The sequence below is a fragment of the Enterobacter sp. BIDMC109 genome (assembly GCF_001037885.1).
In the GTDB taxonomy this organism is placed as follows: Bacteria; Pseudomonadota; Gammaproteobacteria; order Enterobacterales; family Enterobacteriaceae; genus Enterobacter; species Enterobacter hormaechei_C.
The window spans coordinates 223,783-242,589 of record NZ_KQ090002.1 but is presented as its reverse complement, the minus strand read 5'-3'; the positions used below and the strand labels follow the sequence as shown (position 1 = coordinate 242,589).

The following is an 18,807-nucleotide window of genomic DNA, read 5'->3' as shown; positions in this document are numbered from 1 at the left end:
TTCCTGCTGTTATCCTGACGTCAATTCTTCCCCCGCCATGAATGCTGTGAGGTAACGTCGTGGATCACCTGCCGATTTTTTGTCAATTACGCAACCGCGACTGCCTGCTCGTGGGCGGCGGCGATGTGGCTGAACGCAAGGCACGCCTGCTGTTAGAGGCGGGCGCCCGACTGACCGTCAACGCCCTCACTTTCGCCCCACAGTTTGACGTCTGGGCGCAGGCAGGGATGCTCACCCAGGTGCAGGGCGAATTTGATGAATCCCTGCTGGATACCTGCTGGCTGACCATCGCCGCAACGGATAACGATGATGTTAACCAGCGCGTCAGCGACGCCTGCGAAGCGCGCCGCATCTTCTGTAACGTGGTGGATGCGCCGAAAGAGGCGAGCTTTATCATGCCGTCGATTATTGACCGTTCACCGCTGATGATTGCGGTGTCGTCCGGCGGGCGCTCGCCCGTTCTTGCCCGTCTGCTGCGGGAAAAACTGGAAGCCGTGCTGCCGCAGCATCTTGGTCAGATTGCCCAATACGCCGGAGAGCTGCGCTCCCGCGTGAAGCAAACCTTCGCAACCGTGGGCGAACGCCGTCGCTTCTGGGAGAAGTTCTTTGTCAACGACAGGCTGGCGCAGTCCCTTGCCAATCAGGACACCAAAGCCGTTGAAGAGACGACCGAACAGCTCCTGAGCGAGCCGCTGGACCATCGCGGTGAAGTGGTGCTGGTGGGCGCAGGTCCCGGCGATGCGGGCCTGCTGACGCTGAAGGGTCTCCAGCAGATCCAGCAGGCGGACATCGTGGTGTATGACCGTCTGGTCTCTGATGACATCATGAATCTGGTGCGCCGCGATGCTGACCGCGTGTTCGTCGGCAAACGGGCAGGTTATCACTGCGTGCCGCAGGAGGAGATCAATCAGATCCTGCTGCGGGAAGCGCAAAAAGGAAAGCGCGTGGTGCGCCTGAAGGGTGGCGATCCGTTTATCTTTGGTCGTGGCGGCGAAGAGCTGGAAACCCTGTGCAACGCGGGTATTCCGTTCTCCGTGGTGCCGGGCATTACGGCGGCGTCCGGCTGTTCTGCCTATTCCGGCATTCCGTTAACCCATCGCGACTATGCCCAGAGCGTGCGCCTGGTGACGGGCCACCTGAAAACCGGCAGCGAACTGGACTGGCATAATCTGGCCGCTGAAAAGCAGACGCTGGTGTTCTATATGGGGCTAAATCAGGCAGCCACGATCCAGGCGAAACTGCTGGAGCACGGCATGGAAGCAGATATGCCGGTCGCGCTGGTGGAAAACGGCACCGCCATTACGCAGCGCGTGGTCGATGGCGTGCTGACGCAGCTGGGCGAGCTGGCGCAGCAGGTTGAAAGCCCGGCGCTGATCGTGGTGGGTCGCGTGGTAGCCCTGCGCGAAAAACTGAACTGGTTCTCCAGCCACTAACGCATAATCTCTCCCGGGAGTAGTCTTTAAGCGGACTACTCCCTTCTTACCTCAGTCGATAACATACCGCCCGCATAATGGAACTTTTCCATTTATTCCCTCGTGTTACATCCAATTTTCGATTTTTTGACAAGGAATGCGTATGTTCAAACTGGCAAAAGCTGCCGTACTGGTCGGCCTGTTATCAACTCTGACGGCCTGCACCGGTCACGTTCAAAATACTAAAAATAATTGCAGCTACGATTACCTGCTTCACCCGGCGATCTCCATTTCGAAGATCATCGGCGGTTGCGGCCCGGCGGCACAGCAGTAAGCGTTTTTCAGGCGTAAAAAAACCGGGGATGTCCCGGTTTTTTTGTTTCGTCAGTTTTGTCGGGTGGTGGCTCCGCCTTACCCGACCTGCAAAGTCCCGTAGGCCGGGTAAGCGTTAGCGCCACCCGGCAAAGCGGCTTAAGGTTTCGCCACAAACCCAATCGCGTCGTACACCGCTTTCAGGGTTTCGGAGGCGCGCGCGCTGGCTTTTTCCGCGCCCTCTTTCATCACTTTTTGCAGGAAAGCTTCGTCGTTACGGTAACGGTGATAGCGCTCCTGCAACTCGGTCAGCATGCCGGAAACGGCGTCTGCCACTTCGCCTTTCAGGTGGCCGTACATCTTGCCTTCAAAGTGCTTTTCCAGCTCAGGAATGCTCTGTCCGGTCACACCGGAGAGAATGTCCAGCAGGTTTGACACGCCCGCTTTGTTCTGCACGTCGTAGCGCACCACTGGCGGCTCGTCGGAGTCGGTCACCGCACGCTTGAGCTTTTTCACCACCGATTTCGGATCTTCCAGCAGGCCGATAACGTTGTTGCGGTTATCGTCAGACTTGGACATCTTTTTGGTCGGCTCCAGCAGGGACATCACGCGCGCGCCGGATTTCGGAATAAACGGCTCAGGCACTTTGAACACGTCACCGTAAAGCGCATTGAAGCGCTGGGCAATATCGCGGCTCAGCTCCAGGTGCTGCTTCTGGTCTTCACCCACCGGCACCTGGTTGGTCTGGTACAGCAGAATGTCGGCCGCCATCAGCACCGGATAGTCAAACAGACCGGCGTTGATGTTTTCAGAGTAGCGGGCAGACTTATCCTTGAACTGGGTCATGCGGCTCAGCTCGCCGAAATAGGTGTAGCAGTTCAGCGCCCAGCCCAGCTGCGCGTGCTCTGGCACGTGAGACTGAACGAAAATGGTGCTCTTCTCTGGATCGATACCGCAGGCCAGATACAGCGCCAGGGTGTCCAGCGTGGCTTTGCGCAGCTTCTCGGGATCCTGACGCGCGGTGATAGCATGCAAATCCACGATGCAGTAAATGCAGTGGTAGTCATCCTGCATGCTCACCCACTGACGTAACGCACCCATGTAGTTACCAATGGTCAGTTCACCTGAAGGCTGTGCGCCACTAAAAACGATGGGCTTAGTCATTATTCAATTCCTGATGTTCACTGTGCGAGAGCCCGAGTGCGGGCAACAAATCTTTGAAGTGGTCGAACACAACGTCCGGCTCACTCAGCGTAATGGCTTCACCGTAGTTGTAGCCGTAGGTCAACCCAACCGACGGGCAACCTGCCGCTCTGGCAGCCAGAATATCATTGCGGGAATCCCCGACAAAGAGCAGCTCCGCAGGCGCTAAGGATAATTTTCCTGCCACCAACAATAGCGGTTCCGGATGCGGCTTTTTATTCTGCACGTCATCGCCGCCCACAATTACGGAGAAGTATTTCGCGATATCCAGCGCTTCCAGCAGAGGCGCAACGAACGGTGTCGGCTTGTTAGTCACCAGTCCCAGCGGGATGCCTTTGGCATGTAGCGCGCTCAGCGTTTCAGCGACATCCGGGAACAGGAAGCTGCCCTCTTCGACGGTCTCTTCGTAGAAACGGTCGAACAGTTTGCGCAGAATACGCTGCTGCTCATCCTGGGGAATATCCGCGTGGTCAACACTCGGTTTACCTTGCGCGGAACGCTGAGAGGCACGCTCCTGACGAGCCCAGGTCAGCGCGCGCTCCATCAGCACGTCTGCACCGTTACCAATCCACGTCACGACGCGCTCTTCGCCTGCAACGGGGAGTTCAAGGGCATATAGCGCCTGATCGACGGCGCGGGTTAATCCTGGCGCGCTGTCGACCAGCGTGCCGTCGAGGTCAAATGCTACACCCCGAATAGCCTGCAATTTATCCATGACTTACCTTCGCCAGTTCACGGCGCATTTCATCAATGACTTTTTTGTAATCCGGTTGATCGAAGATGGCGGAGCCTGCGACGAACATATCCGCTCCTGCCGCCGCAATCTCACCGATGTTATTGACCTTCACGCCGCCGTCCACTTCCAGACGAATATCATAGCCAGACTCATCAATACGGCGGCGCACTTCACGCAGTTTGTCGAGGGTCTGAGGGATAAATGACTGACCACCAAAGCCCGGGTTGACGGACATCAGCAGGATCACGTCCAGCTTGTCCATCACGTAGTCGAGATAGCTCAGCGGGGTCGCCGGGTTAAAGACCAGTCCCGCCTTACAGCCGTTCTCTTTGATCAGCTGTAGCGTGCGGTCAACGTGTTCGGAGGCTTCCGGGTGGAAAGTGATGATGCTGGCACCCGCCGCGGCGAAATCAGGCACGATGCGGTCAACCGGTTTCACCATCAGATGCACGTCAATGGGCGCGGTGATCCCGTAGTTACGCAGTGCTTTAAGCACCATCGGACCGATGGTCAGGTTGGGAACGTAGTGGTTATCCATAACGTCGAAATGGACGACATCCGCGCCAGCCGCGAGAGCTTTGGCAGTGTCTTCACCCAGGCGGGCAAAATCGGCCGACAGAATTGAGGGGGCAATCAAAAACTGTTTCATCCGCATCTCCTTGAAATGTGTTTACCGGCGGGCAAAGGCTCAGGGTCGATAAAGCGCCAGAAGTTCGTCCACCTTTTTACGTGTGCCGCCGTTGCTGCTAATGCTACGCCGCACTTTTACCTGAAAATGCTTCGCGGCTTTGTACCATTCGCGCGTATCAGGCGTGTCGTGATTCGAAATTAACACCGGAATTCTTTTGCTGACCAGCTTTTCCGCCATCTCAGCCAGACGAGCCTGCTCGGCCGGGCTGAAGCTATTAGTGTGGTAGGCGGTGAAATTTGCCGTGGCAGACAGCGGCGCGTAAGGCGGGTCGCAGTAGACCACCGAGTTTACGCCCGCCAGATCCATGCACTCTTCATAGGAGAGACAGTAGAACTCGGCATTCTGCGCTTTTTCAGCAAAGTGATACAGTTCGTCCTGTGGGAAGTAGGGACGCTTATAGCGGCCAAACGGCACGTTAAACTCGCCACGCAGATTATACCGGCACAGGCCGTTGTAGCCATGGCGATTGAGATAAAGAAACAACAGCGCGCGACGGAACGGATCCTGGCTTTGATTAAACTCAGCGCGGAACTGATAGTAGACGTCCGGGTTGTTGTTCTCTGGCGTAAACAGCTTCCGCGCCTCTTCCACATACTCATCGGTACGCAGTTTGACGATGTTATAGAGGCTGATAAGGTCGCTGTTGATATCCGCCAGGATATAACGAGAAAAATCGGTATTCAGGAACACCGATCCAGCACCCACGAAGGGCTCGATAAGACACTCGCCTTTCGGCAGGTGCTTTTTAATATCGTCGAGCAGGGGGTATTTCCCCCCTGCCCATTTCAGAAAAGCGCGATTTTTTTTCATGCTGACTAACTGATTACACCTTCTCCGGCTGTGGAGAAAGCTCCGACAGCATCCTGCGCTTTAAACATTACTTCAGATCGGCCTGCACCTGATGAATCGGCTTCGCCCACGGGTTTTTCGCCTGCACGTCGGCTGGCAGCGTGGAAACGGCACGTTTTGCTTCATCTTTGGAAGCATAAATACCACTCACCAGCACATACCACGGTTGACCGTTACGGGTCGTCTGATAAACCACGTAGTTTTTCAGATTCGATTTCTTCGCCCAGGCGTTGAGGTTGTCATAGTTAGACGAACTGCTCAGCTGAAGGGTGTAGTTGCTGGAAGAGGCCGACTGCAAAGAACCCACGTTGCCCGTCGTTTTACCTGATGCAGCGCCCGTTTTGGCTGCGGGAGCCGCAGGTGTTGTTGCAGAAGGTGTTGTTGCAGCAGGCGCGGTTGTGGTCGCCGTTGCTTTCGGTGCAGTGGTTGCCGCAGGCGTTGGCGCTTTAACCGGCTGGCTCACCGCAGGTTTGGTCTGCGCTGGCGCTTTCGTTTCTGGCGCTTTTGCCACGGTTTGCGGTTTCGTCTCACGCTTCGGCTCAATCACAGCCTGCTTACGCTCCTGGCGTGGCGCAGTCTGCGTCTGGCGCGGTTTGGTTTCCGTTGTCGCCGTTTGCTGCTGGGCATTGCTGCCATGAACTGGCGCAACGGTGGCTGGTTCAGTTGGCAGCGTGGAGTTCACCACGGCAGCGTTAACCTGCTCCTGATTCTGCGACTGCATCAGCGCGTTATTCAGATCGCCCTGAACTTCAACACGCTGCTGGCCTTCAGGCGTCGCAGGCGCCTGGCCCTGAGTCGGGGTCGCAGAGACAGGCGGCAGAGAGATATCCTGGCCAGCGCTGGTGTTACCTGCGGTCTGCTCTGCGGAAGTGGTGCCCGGCGCAGGCTGAGCGCCATTCGCCTGGTTGCTCGCATCGTTACCAGACAGGTCGATGCTCTTCTCGGCAGACGCCGTCTGCTCGGTAGAATTGGTAGAAGGTGCTTTTAGCGCGGACCCAATGCCGACAATCAGCAAGACCAGCACCAGAACGCCAAGGCCCATCATGATATACTGACGGGAGGCCGGTTTTGCCGCTACCGCTTTTTTACGTTTGCGCGGACGACGTTCAACAGGCTGTTCATCCATTAACTCTTCTTCGGATTCATACTCCTCGTCTTCTCGCTCATTTCGCGCGTTACGGCTACGCGAAGGGCGACGATCGTCTGCATCCAGTTCGACATCGTCAAAATTGATCTGCGGCTCGTTATCACGTTCTGAAGATTGACGAGAACGACCAGTACGACGATCGCTGGGATCGGGTTTCAGCTCGTCTTCTGGTTTGAATTCATCCATTTAACACCCCACTCAAAGGCTTCTGCCAACGACTCTGCATTTACCTGAAGCTAAAACGACCACCTGTTACAGCGGTCTGACCTTTCTAGTTGTTACGCCTGCTGACAATCAGCAATAGCGCCAAGTACGACTTCGTGCGGCACTCCGCCGCGCACTTCACTTTTCCCTATTGCAAGCGGGAGTACCAGACGCATCTCACCTGCCAATACTTTTTTATCGCGCATCATGTGGGGAAGGTACGCCTGCGCAGACATTTCCTGCGGACCACTCACCGGCAAGCCAGCACGTTTAAGCAACGCGATGATACGTGCTGTCTCTTCCGGCCTGAACTGCCCCAGACGTTCAGAGGCTCGCGCCGCCATAACCATTCCGGCAGCGACAGCTTCACCGTGAAGCCAGTTACCGTAGCCCATTTCGGCTTCGATCGCATGACCAAACGTATGCCCCAGATTCAGTAAAGCACGTAAGCCGGTTTCACGCTCATCTGCGGCAACGACTTCTGCTTTCAGCTCACAACAACGGCGAATACAGTAGGCCATTGCCTGCCCGTCGAGGCGCAGCAGCGCATCCATATTCTCTTCCAGCCAGGTGAAGAACTCCCCGTCAAGAATAATGCCGTATTTGATCACTTCTGCAAGGCCGGACGCCAGTTCGCGCGCTGGCAAGGTTTTCAGACAGTCGAGATCCACCACCACCGAGGCAGGCTGGTAGAACGCGCCAATCATGTTTTTGCCGAGCGGATGGTTAACCGCCGTTTTACCGCCCACAGAAGAATCGACCTGTGAGAGCAACGTGGTTGGAATTTGAATAAAGCGCACGCCGCGCTGATAGCTGGCGGCTGCAAAACCGGTCAGATCGCCCACAACGCCGCCGCCCAGGGCAAGCAGTGTTGTATCACGACCGTGCGGTTTTTGCAGAAGTGCGGTAAAGACGGTATCCAGTACCGTCAGGCTTTTGTACTGCTCGCCATCGGGCAGAATCACACTGTCGACCTTCACGCCCGCCTGCTCAAGCAGCTGACGTACACGGTCGAGATAAAGCGGAGCCAGCGTCTCGTTGGTGACCAGCATCGCCTGATCACCCGCTTTCAGTGGTAAGAAGGAAGCTGGGTCGTTAAACAAACCAGCCGCGATGGTGATAGGGTAACTACGTTCCCCGAGAGTAACTGTAATCCTCTCCATGACGCGACATCCACCTTAAATGCTTTTACCCGCAGGCGAGTGTATATAAAGCCAGAATCAGTTGCTTTCCAGCATATGAATAATCTGGTTTGCAACCACTTTAGCGCTTTGATCGTCAGTACGAATGGTCACATCAGCAATCTCTTCGTACAGAGGATTGCGTTCATCGGCCAAAGCTTCCAGAACTTCACGTGGCGGTGTTTCAACCTGCAACAACGGGCGCTTTTTATCACGCTGCGTGCGTGCCAGCTGTTTTTCGATGGTCGTCTCAAGATAGACCACTACGCCACGGGCGGAGAGACGGTTGCGGGTTTCGCGAGATTTTACAGAGCCGCCGCCAGTTGCCAGCACAATGCCCTGTTTTTCCGTGAGTTCGTTGATCACTTTTTCTTCTCGGTCACGGAAACCTTCTTCGCCTTCTACGTCGAAGACCCAGCCCACATCCGCTCCGGTTCGTTTCTCAATCTCTTGATCAGAATCGTAAAATTCCATATTGAGTTGTTGAGCTAACTGACGCCCAATAGTGCTTTTGCCGGCACCCATAGGCCCAACCAGAAAGATATTGCGTTTCTCTGCCATTTTTTCGGTACTACTAAGACTATTCGTTAATGGTAATCCCCGCTGCGCAGACACCCGGCGTAGCAGGACATGAACTGAAACCTCATTTGCAATAGAGCGAGAGTCAGACGAAAAATTATCTCAATACTCCGGCTTGTTTGGCAACTGATTAAATCACCGTTCCCGGCGCATAAGGAAATAAGACGTAAGTCCAACTCAAATCGGTACTCCTTGTATGCTAATTCATGCCCCACGTCAAACATCTGCAACAAACTGAATGCAAAATCATTGCGGGGATCGTTACCCATTAATGAATACTGACCAGACGTGGCGTGATAAACACCACTAACTCGCGCCGTTCATTATCTTTTCCCTCATGGCGGAACAGCTGACCCAGCCACGGAATGTTGCCCAGCACGGGCACGCTGTCGCGTCCGGTTTTATTCTTTTGCGAAAAGATCCCGCCCAGCGCGAGCGTTTCCCCACTTTTTACCTCTACCTGCGTTTCGATCTCCTGCTTATCGATCGCCAGCGTTTCGCCGTCTGCCTGTTGCAGCACCTGGCCGGGCATATTTTCACTGATATGCAGTTTCAGGCGCACGCGACCGCCCGGCAGGACCACCGGCGTGACCTCCATGCCTAATACCGCCTCTTTAAATTCAACGGATGTCGCCCCGCTCTCGCCGCTGGAAACCTGATACGGAATTTCGCTGCCCTGCTTGATGCTGGCCGGCTGCATGTGCGATGCCAGCAGCCGCGGGCTGGCGATGATATCCACCTGCTGCTTTTGCTCAAGCGCCGACAACTCAAGATCCAGCATCCTGCCGTTGATGCGCCCGATGTTAAACCCTGCGTGGGTGGTTGCACTGGCCACCGACAGGTCCGCCCCCAGCGTCGTGACCTGACCCACCTTACCGGCCTCCGTTGCGTCAGCGAGATTCCATTTCACCCCCAGTTCACGCAGGCTTTTTTCACTGATGGTCACAATCTGCGCCGCCAGTTCCACCTGCTCGACGGGCAGATCCATCTGCACAGCCCAGCGCTGGAGCATATCCACCACCGTCTGGTTATCCCTGACCAGAAAACGGTTGGTGCGCTTGTCGACGGAGAGACTACCTTTAGGGCTTAAGAGCTTTTCCGCCGCTTTTTGCAATTCGGCCGCATCCGCATAAGCAAACGGAATGCTGTGAGAGTGCAGCGGGGCGTCGAGCAGACGCTGGGCCCGCTCCTGCTCTTTACGCGTCTGTTGCTCCCGTTGCCAGGCCGCCGTATGCACATAAAAAATGCCGCCCTCTTCCCGCAATACCAGCCCGGCGCTGTTCACTACTGTCTGAAGCGCCTGTCTCCAGGGCACCCGCGTTAAATTCAGCGAAAGCGAACCGCTGACATCCGGCGACACCACCAGATTGCGATCCTCCTGCGCCACCAGCGCCTGTAATATCTGCACCACCGGGACATCATCCACCAGCAGGGTGACCGGTTTTGGCGTCGCGGCCCACAGGGGCTGGCTGAGTGCCGCCAGTAACAGTCCTATCCTTATCTTCACTTTTTTTCGTTCCTTCTCGTTGCCATGTCCATCGCTTCGGCTCGCACATGTCGCCGACATCAACGGTCAGTTGTTGTTTATCTATCGCGCTCACCCGCCAGCCTGTCGGTAACCGCACCTGCGTTTTTACCCGGTACCAACGCTTCTGCCCGTCCTGCATAAGGCCGATATCCCTGCTGCCGCTGACTATCCCCTGATACCGCCACTGGCTGAGCTGCCCGGCTGCGCAACGCTCTTCCGGCACAGAGAAGGGATCCCGCATCCCGGTCAGGAAAAGCGGAGAAAGCAGGATCAGCAAACGGGCTTTACTGCGCATGACCGATCTCCAGTTGCAGGCTGAGGCGTAACTGTTTGCCCTGTGGGGTGATGGAAAACGCGCTCACCCGCGCGTTCTCAAGCGCCAGCCGGGAAAAGAGCGCCGGGACCGCGCCCCAGGAGGCATCCAGCGCCAGCTCTCCCCCACTCTGCTGCGGCTTCCAGTACACCAGCCTTGCGCCCTCACGCTGAAAAGCCAGGGGAGAAAAGGGCTGCGAGGGCGTCACTTGCGTAACCACTGCTCGCCGTCCGGCCTCTGGCCACAGCGAGGCGTTGATTCGCTTCGCACTGATGGCCTGCGCCTGAATATCGGTGTAGCGCAGAGCTGCGGGCCTGAGCAGCAGTCCCCAAATTGCCCACGCAACAAGCCCCGATGCGATCAACCAGCAAAGGACGCGCCGGGAAGGACGTGCATCAGTCCAGCGTTGATACCAGATACCCACGGGCTACCTCCGGCTATGCAGTTGAAAAGAGAACATCCATCGCCCCTGGCTATCCTGTTGCATTTCGCCTGCCGGTCCGGGGTTAAATCCCGTCACCCTTTTCAGGGCATCGGTCATGGCGGTGAGCGCTGGCAGTGAGGTGGTATAGCCGGTCAGGGTCAGCGAGGGTGGCTGATAACGCAGCGCCGTTAGCCACGCCTGCCGGGGCATTGCGCTGGCAAGGGACTCCAGCGCAGGTTGCCAGGCCGGATCAAACGGCAGCGAAGGGGTTTTCTGCCCCGCTGACTGCGGCTGACGGGCTCTCAATACTTTCTGTACCGCACGTGTCCCCGCCAGTTCGCTCTGCAACGCCTGCAATGCGAGAGTCTGCGTCGCCCGCAGGCTGATACTCCCCGCCAGCATCACCAGCCATGAGCCAGCAAACAGCAGCCCCCAGAAACGCAGGCGCTGATTACGTTGCTGCCGACGCCAGGGTAAAAGATTGGGCATGCTCATTACGGCGCCTCGCTCATGGCCAGCGCCAGGGCGACGGTGTAATCAGCACCGCATTCCGGCAGCGGCGGCTGGCACAGCGTCACCGCTTCCCAGGGATCGCGGGCAGCATCAAACACGGCGATATCAGAAGGAGAAAGCGCAAGCAGCGCCGCCAGTTCATTCACCGTCGCCGCTTCTGTGGTGTAGCGCCGCCCCCACTGGTGACGCATCGCCCATAGCCACTGGTGTTGATCTCTCCAGGCGACGCACCGGGCGGGGGCAACAGCAGAGAGAAGATTAGCCAGCGCGCCGGCATCCGGGGCGATTGCTGCCAGACGCAAACGCAGCGCGTTCGCCAGCGTCAACAGGGTATCGACCTCTCTGTTTTGCGCTGCGGTAACCTGAAAAGTGTTGCTGAACGTATCCTGCGCGTAGTCAAAACAGAGCGTATCGGCGGGCATCTCCAGCTCACGTGCTAATGCGGCGCCTACCCAGGTGAGCTGTTCGCTGTCACGCAAGGTAACGGATGGACGGGGCAACGCGCGTTGCAGAACGCGCGTCGCCGGAAATGAGAGAAATACCCGATGCGAGTGCGGCAATGTTTTCCGCCAGCCACGTAATGCGTTAACCAGCTGTTCTGGCTTAAGTATTTTGCCTTCCCCGATAACGCCGTCCGACAGCGGTACCGCCCACCAGCGCCGTAAACGCCATCCGGCCCGCTCTCTGGTCAGCGCTACCGCAACCACCTTATCCTGTTGAATATGAACGCCTGTTTGCCACGTTTTAAAAGCCATGCTTCACGATCTCCTTATCGCCCGTCGGAGTGACGGCTATATCAATGAATCAGGCTTGCCTTTATACTACCGCGCGATTGTTTAGAAACTGCCCAGGCTAAACCAAATGGGAAATCTCCGGTGAAGTTCGTAAAGTATTTATTGATCCTTGCAGTCTGTTGCATTCTGCTGGGAGCAGGCTCGATTATTGGTTTGTACAAATATGTCGAGCCGCAACTCCCTGATGTCGCCACGCTTCGTGATGTGCGGCTTCAGATCCCTATGCAGGTCTATAGCGCCGATGGTGAACTGATGGCGCAATACGGCGAGAAACGTCGTATCCCTCTGACCTTAAATCAAATTCCACCCGTGATGGTGAAGGCTTTTATCGCCACCGAGGACAGCCGTTTTTACGAGCACCACGGTGTCGATCCGGTCGGTATTTTCCGTGCGGCAAGCGTGGCGCTGTTCTCCGGTCATGCCTCTCAGGGGGCAAGTACCATTACCCAGCAGCTGGCGCGTAACTTCTTCCTCAGCCCGGAAAAGACGCTGATGCGTAAGATCAAAGAGGTGTTCCTCGCGATCCGCATTGAGCAACTGCTGAGCAAAGACGAGATCCTTGAGCTTTACCTCAACAAGATCTATCTGGGCTACCGCGCCTATGGCGTAGGGGCTGCGGCTCAGGTCTATTTTGGTAAGCCGATCGATCAGCTCACGCTGAGCGAAATGGCGACCATTGCCGGCCTGCCAAAAGCGCCATCCACGTTTAACCCGCTCTACTCGCTGGACCGCGCCACCGCGCGCCGTAACGTGGTGCTGTCGCGTATGTTGAGCGAAGGCTATATCAGCCAGTCTGAGTACGATAAGGCGCGCAGCGACGTTATTGACGCCAATTACCATGCGCCGGAAATTGCTTTCTCTGCACCGTATCTCACTGAAATGGTTCGCCAGGAGATGGTGAGTCGCTACGGTGATAAAGCGTATGAAGATGGTTATCGCGTCTATACCACCGTGACCCGCAAGGTGCAGCAGGCTGCCCAGCAGGCGGTGCGTAATAACGTGATGGATTACGATATGCGTCACGGCTATCGCGGCCCGTCCAACGTGCTGTGGAAAGTGGGTGAAGGCGCATGGGACAGTAAAAAAATCACGGATTCCCTGAAAGCGCTGCCGACCTATGGCCCGCTGCGTCCGGCGGTCGTCACCCAGGCCGATCCACAGGAAGCAGTGGCGATGATGGCCGATGGCACATCCGTTTCGCTGCGCATGGAGGGTGTCCGCTGGGCGCGTCCATACCGTTCTGACACCCTTCAGGGGCCTACGCCACGTAAAGTGACCGATGTCGTACAAACCGGACAACAAATCTGGGTGCGTCAGGTCGGTGATGCCTGGTGGCTGGCGCAGGTGCCGGACGTAAACTCTGCGCTGGTCTCCATCAATCCGCAGAACGGCGCCGTGATGGCGCTGGTTGGCGGGTTCGATTTCAACCAGAGCAAATTTAACCGCGCGACCCAGGCGCTGCGTCAGGTTGGTTCGAACATCAAACCGTTCCTGTATACCGCGGCGATGGATAAGGGGCTGACTCTCGCCAGCATTCTCAACGACGTGCCAATTTCCCGCTGGGATGCCGGTGCGGGCTCTGACTGGCAGCCGAAGAACTCTCCGGCGCAATACGCTGGCCCTATCCGTCTGCGCCAGGGCCTTGGCCAGTCGAAGAACGTGGTCATGGTTCGCGCGATGCGTGCGATGGGCGTGGATTATGCGGCAGAGTATCTGCAACGCTTTGGCTTCCCGGCGCAAAACATCGTTCATACTGAATCTCTGGCGCTCGGCTCCGCGTCCTTTACGCCGCTCCAGGTTGCGCGAGGCTACTCGGTGATGGCGAACGGCGGCTTCCTGGTCGATCCGTATTTCATCAGCAAAATAGAGAACGATCAGGGCGGCGTACTGTTTGAAGCGAAACCGAAAATTGCCTGCCCTGAATGCGATATTCCGGTGATTTACGGCGACACGCCAAAATCCAATGTCCTGGAAAACAAGGATATGGAAGATGTGGCGATCTCTCAGGAACGTCAGAATCTGGCGGTGCCGCAGCCGCAGCTGGAACAGGCCAATCAGGCGCTGGTCGCCCAGAGTGGCGCGCAGGAGTATGCCCCGCACGTGATCAGCACGCCGCTGTCGTTCCTGATTAAGAGCGCACTGAACACCAACATCTTTGGTGAACCGGGCTGGCAAGGCACCGGCTGGCGAGCGGGCCGCGATTTGCAGCGCCACGACATCGGCGGAAAAACCGGGACAACCAACAGTTCAAAAGATGCCTGGTTCTCAGGTTATGGCCCGGGGGTTGTCACCTCCGTCTGGATTGGTTTTGACGATCACCGCCGCGATCTGGGGCGCACGACCGCCTCTGGCGCGATTAAAGATCAGATTTCCGGTTACGAAGGCGGCGCGAAGAGTGCGCAACCTGCCTGGGATGCATACATGAAGGCCGTTCTCGAGGGCGTACCAGAGCAGCCGCTAACGCCTCCACCGGGCGTGGTGACGGTGAATATCGACCGCAGTACCGGACAGCTCGCGAATGGCGGTAACAGCCGTGCCGAGTATTTCATCGAGGGCACTCAGCCAACCACGCAGGCAGTGCATGAGGTGGGTACGGAATTGATTGATAACGGCGAAACGCACGAGCTGTTCTGACGCCAACAAAAAAGCCGGGTGGCGACTACGCCTGACCCGGCCTACAACGTCAATGCAAAACGGCAACCTTCGGTTGCCGTTTTTAATGGTGGCGCTACAAACGCCCCTGCCCCTTCAGCCATTCCCGCACCAGGAACAGTGCGCTCACGTTGCGCGCCTCGTTAAAGTCAGGATCTTCCAGCAAATCCATCAGATGAGCCAGCGGCCAGCGAACCTGCGGCAGCGGTTCCGGCTCGTCTCCTTCCAGCGATTCAGGATAGAGATCTTCCGCGACAACGATGTTCATTTTGCTGGAGAAATAGGACGGTGCCATGCTCAGCTTTTTCAGGAACGTCAGCTCTTTCGCGCCAAAACCGACCTCTTCTTTCAGCTCCCGGTTTGCCGCTTCAAACACCGTTTCACCCGGGTCGATCAGTCCTTTGGAGAAGCCCAGCTCGTAGGATTCTGTGCCCACGGCGTATTCACGAATGAGGATCAGGTGCTCGTCGACGATGGGCACAATCATCACCGCTTCACGCGAGGAGGGGCGCATACGCTCATAAACACGACGCACACCGTTGCTGAACTCCAGATCCACGCTTTCGACATTAAACAGACGCGATTTCGCGACGGTTTCAACATTCAGAATGGTGGGCTTTTGTAAGGGTTTGGTCATCTTGACGGGTCTTTGCTGGGTGAACTGGCTTTATTGTGCGATACGCCGCACGGTTTCGGCAATGTCAATTGCTCTTTATTTACATTTATGCAACGTAACTGTAGGCGATTCTCATTTCAAAACAAATGTCAAGAGGTTGAAATGTTTCCAGGAATTTGCTGATATCGCGCCGGAACAGGCTTTGTTATCATTACCGGTCACTGGGATGCGCGTCAACATGCTCAAGTTAGACTCCATACTTGCCGATAGCCGACCACAGAATCTCATTCATTGTACAAAAGGTGCGACTGACAACACCTGTAAGAAGATAAGTAAGATGGGGAAAGCATGAGCACCATTTTGATTTTTCTCGCTGCTGTGCTGGCCTGCGCGTCGATTGCGGTGTGGGTATTCATGCGCCGCGTACATCGCCGTTATCGGCTGCCCTTTTTGAACGCGTTTGCCGGGGCAAACACGCGCAAGCTTTCGCCAGAGGAACGCAGCACCGTTGAGCAGTATCTCGACACGCTGAATCGATCCCGGCTTTCGCCTGGCCCTACCGGCGCCAGCGCCGCCCCCGTATCGCTCAACCTGAACGCCCAAAGTGACACCGTTCTGTGCGTAACGCGCTCCATTACCCGCTACGGCATTACAACCGACGATCCCAACAAGTGGCGTTACTATCTCGACTCTGTTGAAGTGCACCTGCCTCCCTTCTGGGAGCAGTATATTAACGACGAAAACAGCGTCGAGCTCATCCATACCGATACGCTGCCGCTGGTTATCTCCCTCAATGGTCATACTCTGAGCGAATATGTTCAGGAAGCGCCACGCTTTGCGCTGGAACGCGCAAGCGGAACGCAGGCCTCTATTCGCGGTGAAGAGACTGAGCAGATCGAACTGCTGAACATCCGCCAGGAGACGCATGAAGAGTACGTCCTGAGCCGCCCGGATGGCATTCGCGAAGCGGTGTTGATTGTCGCCTCGTTCCTGCTCTTTTTCATCTGCCTGCTGACGCCGGACGTGTTTGTTCCGTGGCTCGCGGGTGGCGCAGTACTGCTTCTGGCCGCCGGGCTGTGGGGCATATTTGCTCCGCCGGCAAAAACGTCATTACGCGAAATTCACTGCCTGCGCGGAACCCCAAAACGCTGGGGACTGTTCGGTGAGAACGATCAGGAACATATCAACAATATCTCGCTCGGGATCATCGATCTTATCTATCCGCGCCACTGGCAGCCGTGGATTGCGCAGGACCTTGGCCACAAAACGGATATTGATATCTATCTCGACCGCCACGTTGTACGCCAGGGGCGCTACTTATCCCTGCACGACGAAGTGAAAAACTTCCCGCTTCAGCACTGGCTCCGCAGCGCGGTGATTGCCGGTGGTGCCGCGTTAATCTTCGTCATGCTGCTGCTCTTCGTGCCGCTGGATATGCCGATTAAATTTACCCTGTCGTGGATCAAAGGGGCGCAAACTGTGGAAGCCACCAGCGTACAGCAGCTCGAAGAAGCGGGTGTACGCGTGGGGGATACGTTGCGCCTCAAAGGCACCGGGATGTGTAATATCCACACGCCGGGCGCTTGGAACACGCGCCAGAACTCGCCGTTCGCGCCGTTCGACTGCTCTCAGATCATCTGGAATGACGCCTCTCCGCTGCCGCTGCCGGAATCGGATGTGGTCAACAAGGCCACTGCGCTCACCCAGACGATTAATCGCCAGCTCCATCCAAAACCGGATGATGATTCTCGCGTCAGCCCTGCCCTGCGTTCGGCTATTCAGAAGTCGGGCATGGTACTGCTGGATGACTTTGGCGAAATCGTCCTGAAAACAGAGGATCTCTGTTCCGCCCAGGATGACTGTATCCGGCTCAAGAACGCGCTGGTCAACCTCGGCAACAGCAAAGACTGGGACGCGCTGGTGAAACGCGCCGAAGCGGGACGCCTGGACGGTGTGAACGTGCTTCTGCGTCCGGTCAGCGCCGAGTCGCTGGATAACCTGGTGGCGACCTCTACCGCCCCCTTCGTGATGCGTGAAACCACCCGTGCTGCCCAGGCGCTTAACAGCCCGGCGCCCGGCGGTTTTGTGATTGCCAGCGATGAAGGCAGCGACCTGGTGGATCAACCTTATCCGCAGGTTTCGCTCTATGACTATCCTGCCCAGGAGCAGTGGAGCGAATTCCAGCGTCTGGCGCAGATGCTGATGCAGACGCCATTCAGCGCGGAAGGGATCGTCACCACCCTCTTTACCGACGCCAACGGCACGCGTCATATTGGCCTGCACCGTATGCCGGATAGCGCTGGCCTGTGGCGCTATATAGGGACATCCCTGCTGCTGATTGCAATGCTGGCGTGCATTGTCTGGAACGGTTATCAGGCCGTACGCCGCTATCAGCGTTCCCGCACGCGGCTGGCAGAAATCCAGGCCTACTACGAAAATTGCCTGAACCCGAAACTGATCTCCTCTTCCGAGAGCCTGATCGGATAACGTCCCTGCGCGACAAGTTGTGCTACCCTGTCGCGCACGTTTCTTCTGGCTGGAGTTCCCCCTTATGCATCTTAATATCGACTGGCAGGCGGTCGATACCGTCCTGCTTGATATGGACGGCACGCTGCTTGATCTCGCCTTTGATAACTATTTCTGGCAAAAGCTGGTCCCGGAAACATACGGTGAACAGCAGGGGATCTCCCCGGCGGAAGCGCAGGAATTCATTCGTTCGCAATATAGCGCGGTGCAGCATACGCTAAACTGGTACTGTCTTGACTACTGGAGCGAGCGACTCGGTTTGGATATTTGTGCCATGACCACCGCCCAGGGCGCACGCGCCGTACTGCGCGACGATACGGTCCCGTTCCTGGATGCGCTGAAAGCCTGCGGTAAGCGCCGCATTTTGCTGACGAATGCGCATCCCCATAACCTGGCCGTGAAGCTGGAACATACCGGTCTTGCTTCACACCTTGATTTATTGCTTTCCACCCACACATTTGGTTATCCGAAAGAGGATCAGCGGTTGTGGCATGCCGTGGTGGAAGAGACCGGTTTACAGCCGGAACGCACGCTGTTTATTGACGACAGCGAGCCGATTCTGGATTCTGCGGCCGCTTTTGGCATTCGCTATTGTCTGGGCGTGACCAATCCGGATTCCGGCCTGGCTGAAAAAAGCTATCTGCGACATCCGGGGCTGAACGACTATCGCCGGATGATCCCCTCACTCACCGTGAAGGAGACGCCATGAAAGAAAAACCCGCTGATGGGGTAAGACTGGATAAATGGCTGTGGGCCGCCCGTTTTTACAAAACGCGCGCCCTTGCCCGTGAAATGGTTGATGGCGGAAAGGTGCATTACAACGGTCAGCGCAGCAAACCGAGCAAGCTGGTTGAACTGAATGCCACGCTAACGCTTCGCCAGGGCAACGATGAGAAAACGGTGGTGGTGAAAGCCATTACCGAGCAGCGGCGGCCCGCAACCGAAGCCGTTTTGCTGTATGAAGAGACGGCCGAAAGCATAGAGAAGCGCGAGAAAACCGCGCTGGCGCGCAAGATGAATGCGCTGACCATGCCTCACCCGGACCGGCGACCGGATAAAAAAGAGCGCCGCGATCTGATGAAATTTAAACACGGTGAGAGCGAGTAACCCTCACCTGCACGAGAGAT

At 56.7% G+C, this 18,807-nt stretch carries 19 protein-coding genes; 6 read left to right on the top strand and 13 right to left on the bottom strand.

Going from position 1 to position 18,807, the window contains the following annotated elements; genetic code table 11:
- Nucleotides 1-59 precede the first annotated feature (59 nt).
- Together cysG and SK62_RS01080 are read left to right on the top strand one after the other, a co-directional pair.
- Nucleotides 60-1,433 carry a siroheme synthase CysG gene (gene cysG / locus SK62_RS01085; RefSeq protein ID WP_045328514.1) on the top strand — a complete coding sequence of 458 codons (1,374 nt, stop codon included), beginning with the start codon at nucleotides 60-62 and terminating at the stop codon, nucleotides 1,431-1,433.
- Between the two features lie 142 nt (nucleotides 1,434-1,575).
- Entirely contained in the window at nucleotides 1,576-1,746 is a 171-nt protein-coding gene (locus tag SK62_RS01080) for a YhfL family protein (protein ID WP_008503029.1), read from the top strand.
- A 137-nt stretch (nucleotides 1,747-1,883) separates the two neighbouring features.
- Here SK62_RS01080 and trpS read toward each other — a convergent pair whose 3' ends face one another.
- The 12 genes from trpS to pilM form a co-directional block, all read right to left on the bottom strand.
- Complete coding sequence (gene trpS / locus SK62_RS01075) at nucleotides 1,884-2,888, bottom strand: tryptophan--tRNA ligase (RefSeq protein ID WP_015571430.1); 1,005 nt, start codon at nucleotides 2,886-2,888, stop codon at nucleotides 1,884-1,886.
- Nucleotides 2,881-3,642, bottom strand: a complete 762-nt coding sequence (gene gph, locus SK62_RS01070; RefSeq protein ID WP_017384158.1) for a phosphoglycolate phosphatase — start codon at nucleotides 3,640-3,642, stop codon at nucleotides 2,881-2,883. The genes trpS and gph overlap by 8 nt, the downstream gene beginning before the upstream one ends.
- On the bottom strand, nucleotides 3,635-4,312 hold the full coding sequence (rpe, locus tag SK62_RS01065; RefSeq protein WP_003861634.1) for a ribulose-phosphate 3-epimerase: 678 nt from the start codon (nucleotides 4,310-4,312) through the stop codon (nucleotides 3,635-3,637). The genes gph and rpe overlap by 8 nt, the downstream gene beginning before the upstream one ends.
- 39 nt (nucleotides 4,313-4,351) lie before the next feature.
- Nucleotides 4,352-5,164, bottom strand: a complete 813-nt coding sequence (gene dam / locus SK62_RS01060) for an adenine-specific DNA-methyltransferase (RefSeq protein WP_015571432.1) — start codon at nucleotides 5,162-5,164, stop codon at nucleotides 4,352-4,354.
- A gap of 67 nt (nucleotides 5,165-5,231) precedes the next feature.
- Complete coding sequence (gene damX, locus SK62_RS01055; RefSeq protein ID WP_047718162.1) at nucleotides 5,232-6,536, bottom strand: cell division protein DamX; 1,305 nt, start codon at nucleotides 6,534-6,536, stop codon at nucleotides 5,232-5,234.
- Between the two features lie 92 nt (nucleotides 6,537-6,628).
- A complete protein-coding gene (gene aroB, locus SK62_RS01050) occupies nucleotides 6,629-7,717 on the bottom strand; it encodes a 3-dehydroquinate synthase (protein ID WP_017693868.1) in 1,089 nt (362 codons plus the stop codon).
- 57 nt (nucleotides 7,718-7,774) lie between these two features.
- Nucleotides 7,775-8,296 carry a shikimate kinase AroK gene (aroK, locus tag SK62_RS01045; protein WP_003861630.1) on the bottom strand — a complete coding sequence of 174 codons (522 nt, stop codon included), beginning with the start codon at nucleotides 8,294-8,296 and terminating at the stop codon, nucleotides 7,775-7,777.
- 286 nt (nucleotides 8,297-8,582) lie between these two features.
- Nucleotides 8,583-9,821 carry a DNA uptake porin HofQ gene (gene hofQ / locus SK62_RS01035; protein WP_047718160.1) on the bottom strand — a complete coding sequence of 413 codons (1,239 nt, stop codon included), beginning with the start codon at nucleotides 9,819-9,821 and terminating at the stop codon, nucleotides 8,583-8,585.
- Nucleotides 9,733-10,137 (bottom strand): HofP DNA utilization family protein, encoded by a 405-nt coding sequence (locus SK62_RS01030; protein WP_020480530.1) that lies wholly within the window; start codon nucleotides 10,135-10,137, stop codon nucleotides 9,733-9,735. The genes hofQ and SK62_RS01030 overlap by 89 nt, the downstream gene beginning before the upstream one ends.
- Nucleotides 10,127-10,519, bottom strand: coding sequence for a HofO family protein (locus SK62_RS01025; RefSeq protein ID WP_176601538.1), 393 nt, complete (start codon nucleotides 10,517-10,519; stop codon nucleotides 10,127-10,129). Before SK62_RS01025 ends, SK62_RS01030 begins: the two co-directional genes overlap by 11 nt.
- A gap of 63 nt (nucleotides 10,520-10,582) precedes the next feature.
- The gene (locus SK62_RS01020) at nucleotides 10,583-11,074 is read right to left on the bottom strand and encodes a PilN domain-containing protein (protein WP_017384154.1); all 492 of its coding nucleotides are present in this window, start codon (nucleotides 11,072-11,074) and stop codon (nucleotides 10,583-10,585) included.
- Nucleotides 11,074-11,847 carry a pilus assembly protein PilM gene (gene pilM / locus SK62_RS01015; RefSeq protein WP_017384153.1) on the bottom strand — a complete coding sequence of 258 codons (774 nt, stop codon included), beginning with the start codon at nucleotides 11,845-11,847 and terminating at the stop codon, nucleotides 11,074-11,076. The genes SK62_RS01020 and pilM overlap by 1 nt, the downstream gene beginning before the upstream one ends.
- 120 nt (nucleotides 11,848-11,967) lie before the next feature.
- Between pilM and mrcA the strand changes: the two genes are divergently transcribed.
- Complete coding sequence (gene mrcA / locus SK62_RS01010; protein ID WP_017693864.1) at nucleotides 11,968-14,520, top strand: peptidoglycan glycosyltransferase/peptidoglycan DD-transpeptidase MrcA; 2,553 nt, start codon at nucleotides 11,968-11,970, stop codon at nucleotides 14,518-14,520.
- Nucleotides 14,521-14,614: 94 nt separating this feature from the next.
- Here the strand turns inward: mrcA and nudE are convergent, their stop codons facing one another.
- Nucleotides 14,615-15,175, bottom strand: coding sequence for an ADP compounds hydrolase NudE (gene nudE / locus SK62_RS01005; protein ID WP_003861622.1), 561 nt, complete (start codon nucleotides 15,173-15,175; stop codon nucleotides 14,615-14,617).
- Between the two features lie 327 nt (nucleotides 15,176-15,502).
- Between nudE and SK62_RS00995 the strand changes: the two genes are divergently transcribed.
- The 3 genes from SK62_RS00995 to hslR all read left to right on the top strand — a co-directional run bounded on the left by SK62_RS00995 (nucleotide 15,503) and on the right by hslR (nucleotide 18,787).
- Nucleotides 15,503-17,641 carry an intracellular growth attenuator family protein gene (locus tag SK62_RS00995; RefSeq protein WP_047718158.1) on the top strand — a complete coding sequence of 713 codons (2,139 nt, stop codon included), beginning with the start codon at nucleotides 15,503-15,505 and terminating at the stop codon, nucleotides 17,639-17,641.
- Between the two features lie 64 nt (nucleotides 17,642-17,705).
- On the top strand, nucleotides 17,706-18,389 hold the full coding sequence (gene yrfG / locus SK62_RS00990; protein ID WP_000550486.1) for a GMP/IMP nucleotidase: 684 nt from the start codon (nucleotides 17,706-17,708) through the stop codon (nucleotides 18,387-18,389).
- Complete coding sequence (gene hslR, locus SK62_RS00985; RefSeq protein WP_017693863.1) at nucleotides 18,386-18,787, top strand: ribosome-associated heat shock protein Hsp15; 402 nt, start codon at nucleotides 18,386-18,388, stop codon at nucleotides 18,785-18,787. Before yrfG ends, hslR begins: the two co-directional genes overlap by 4 nt.
- Nucleotides 18,788-18,807 lie beyond the last annotated feature (20 nt).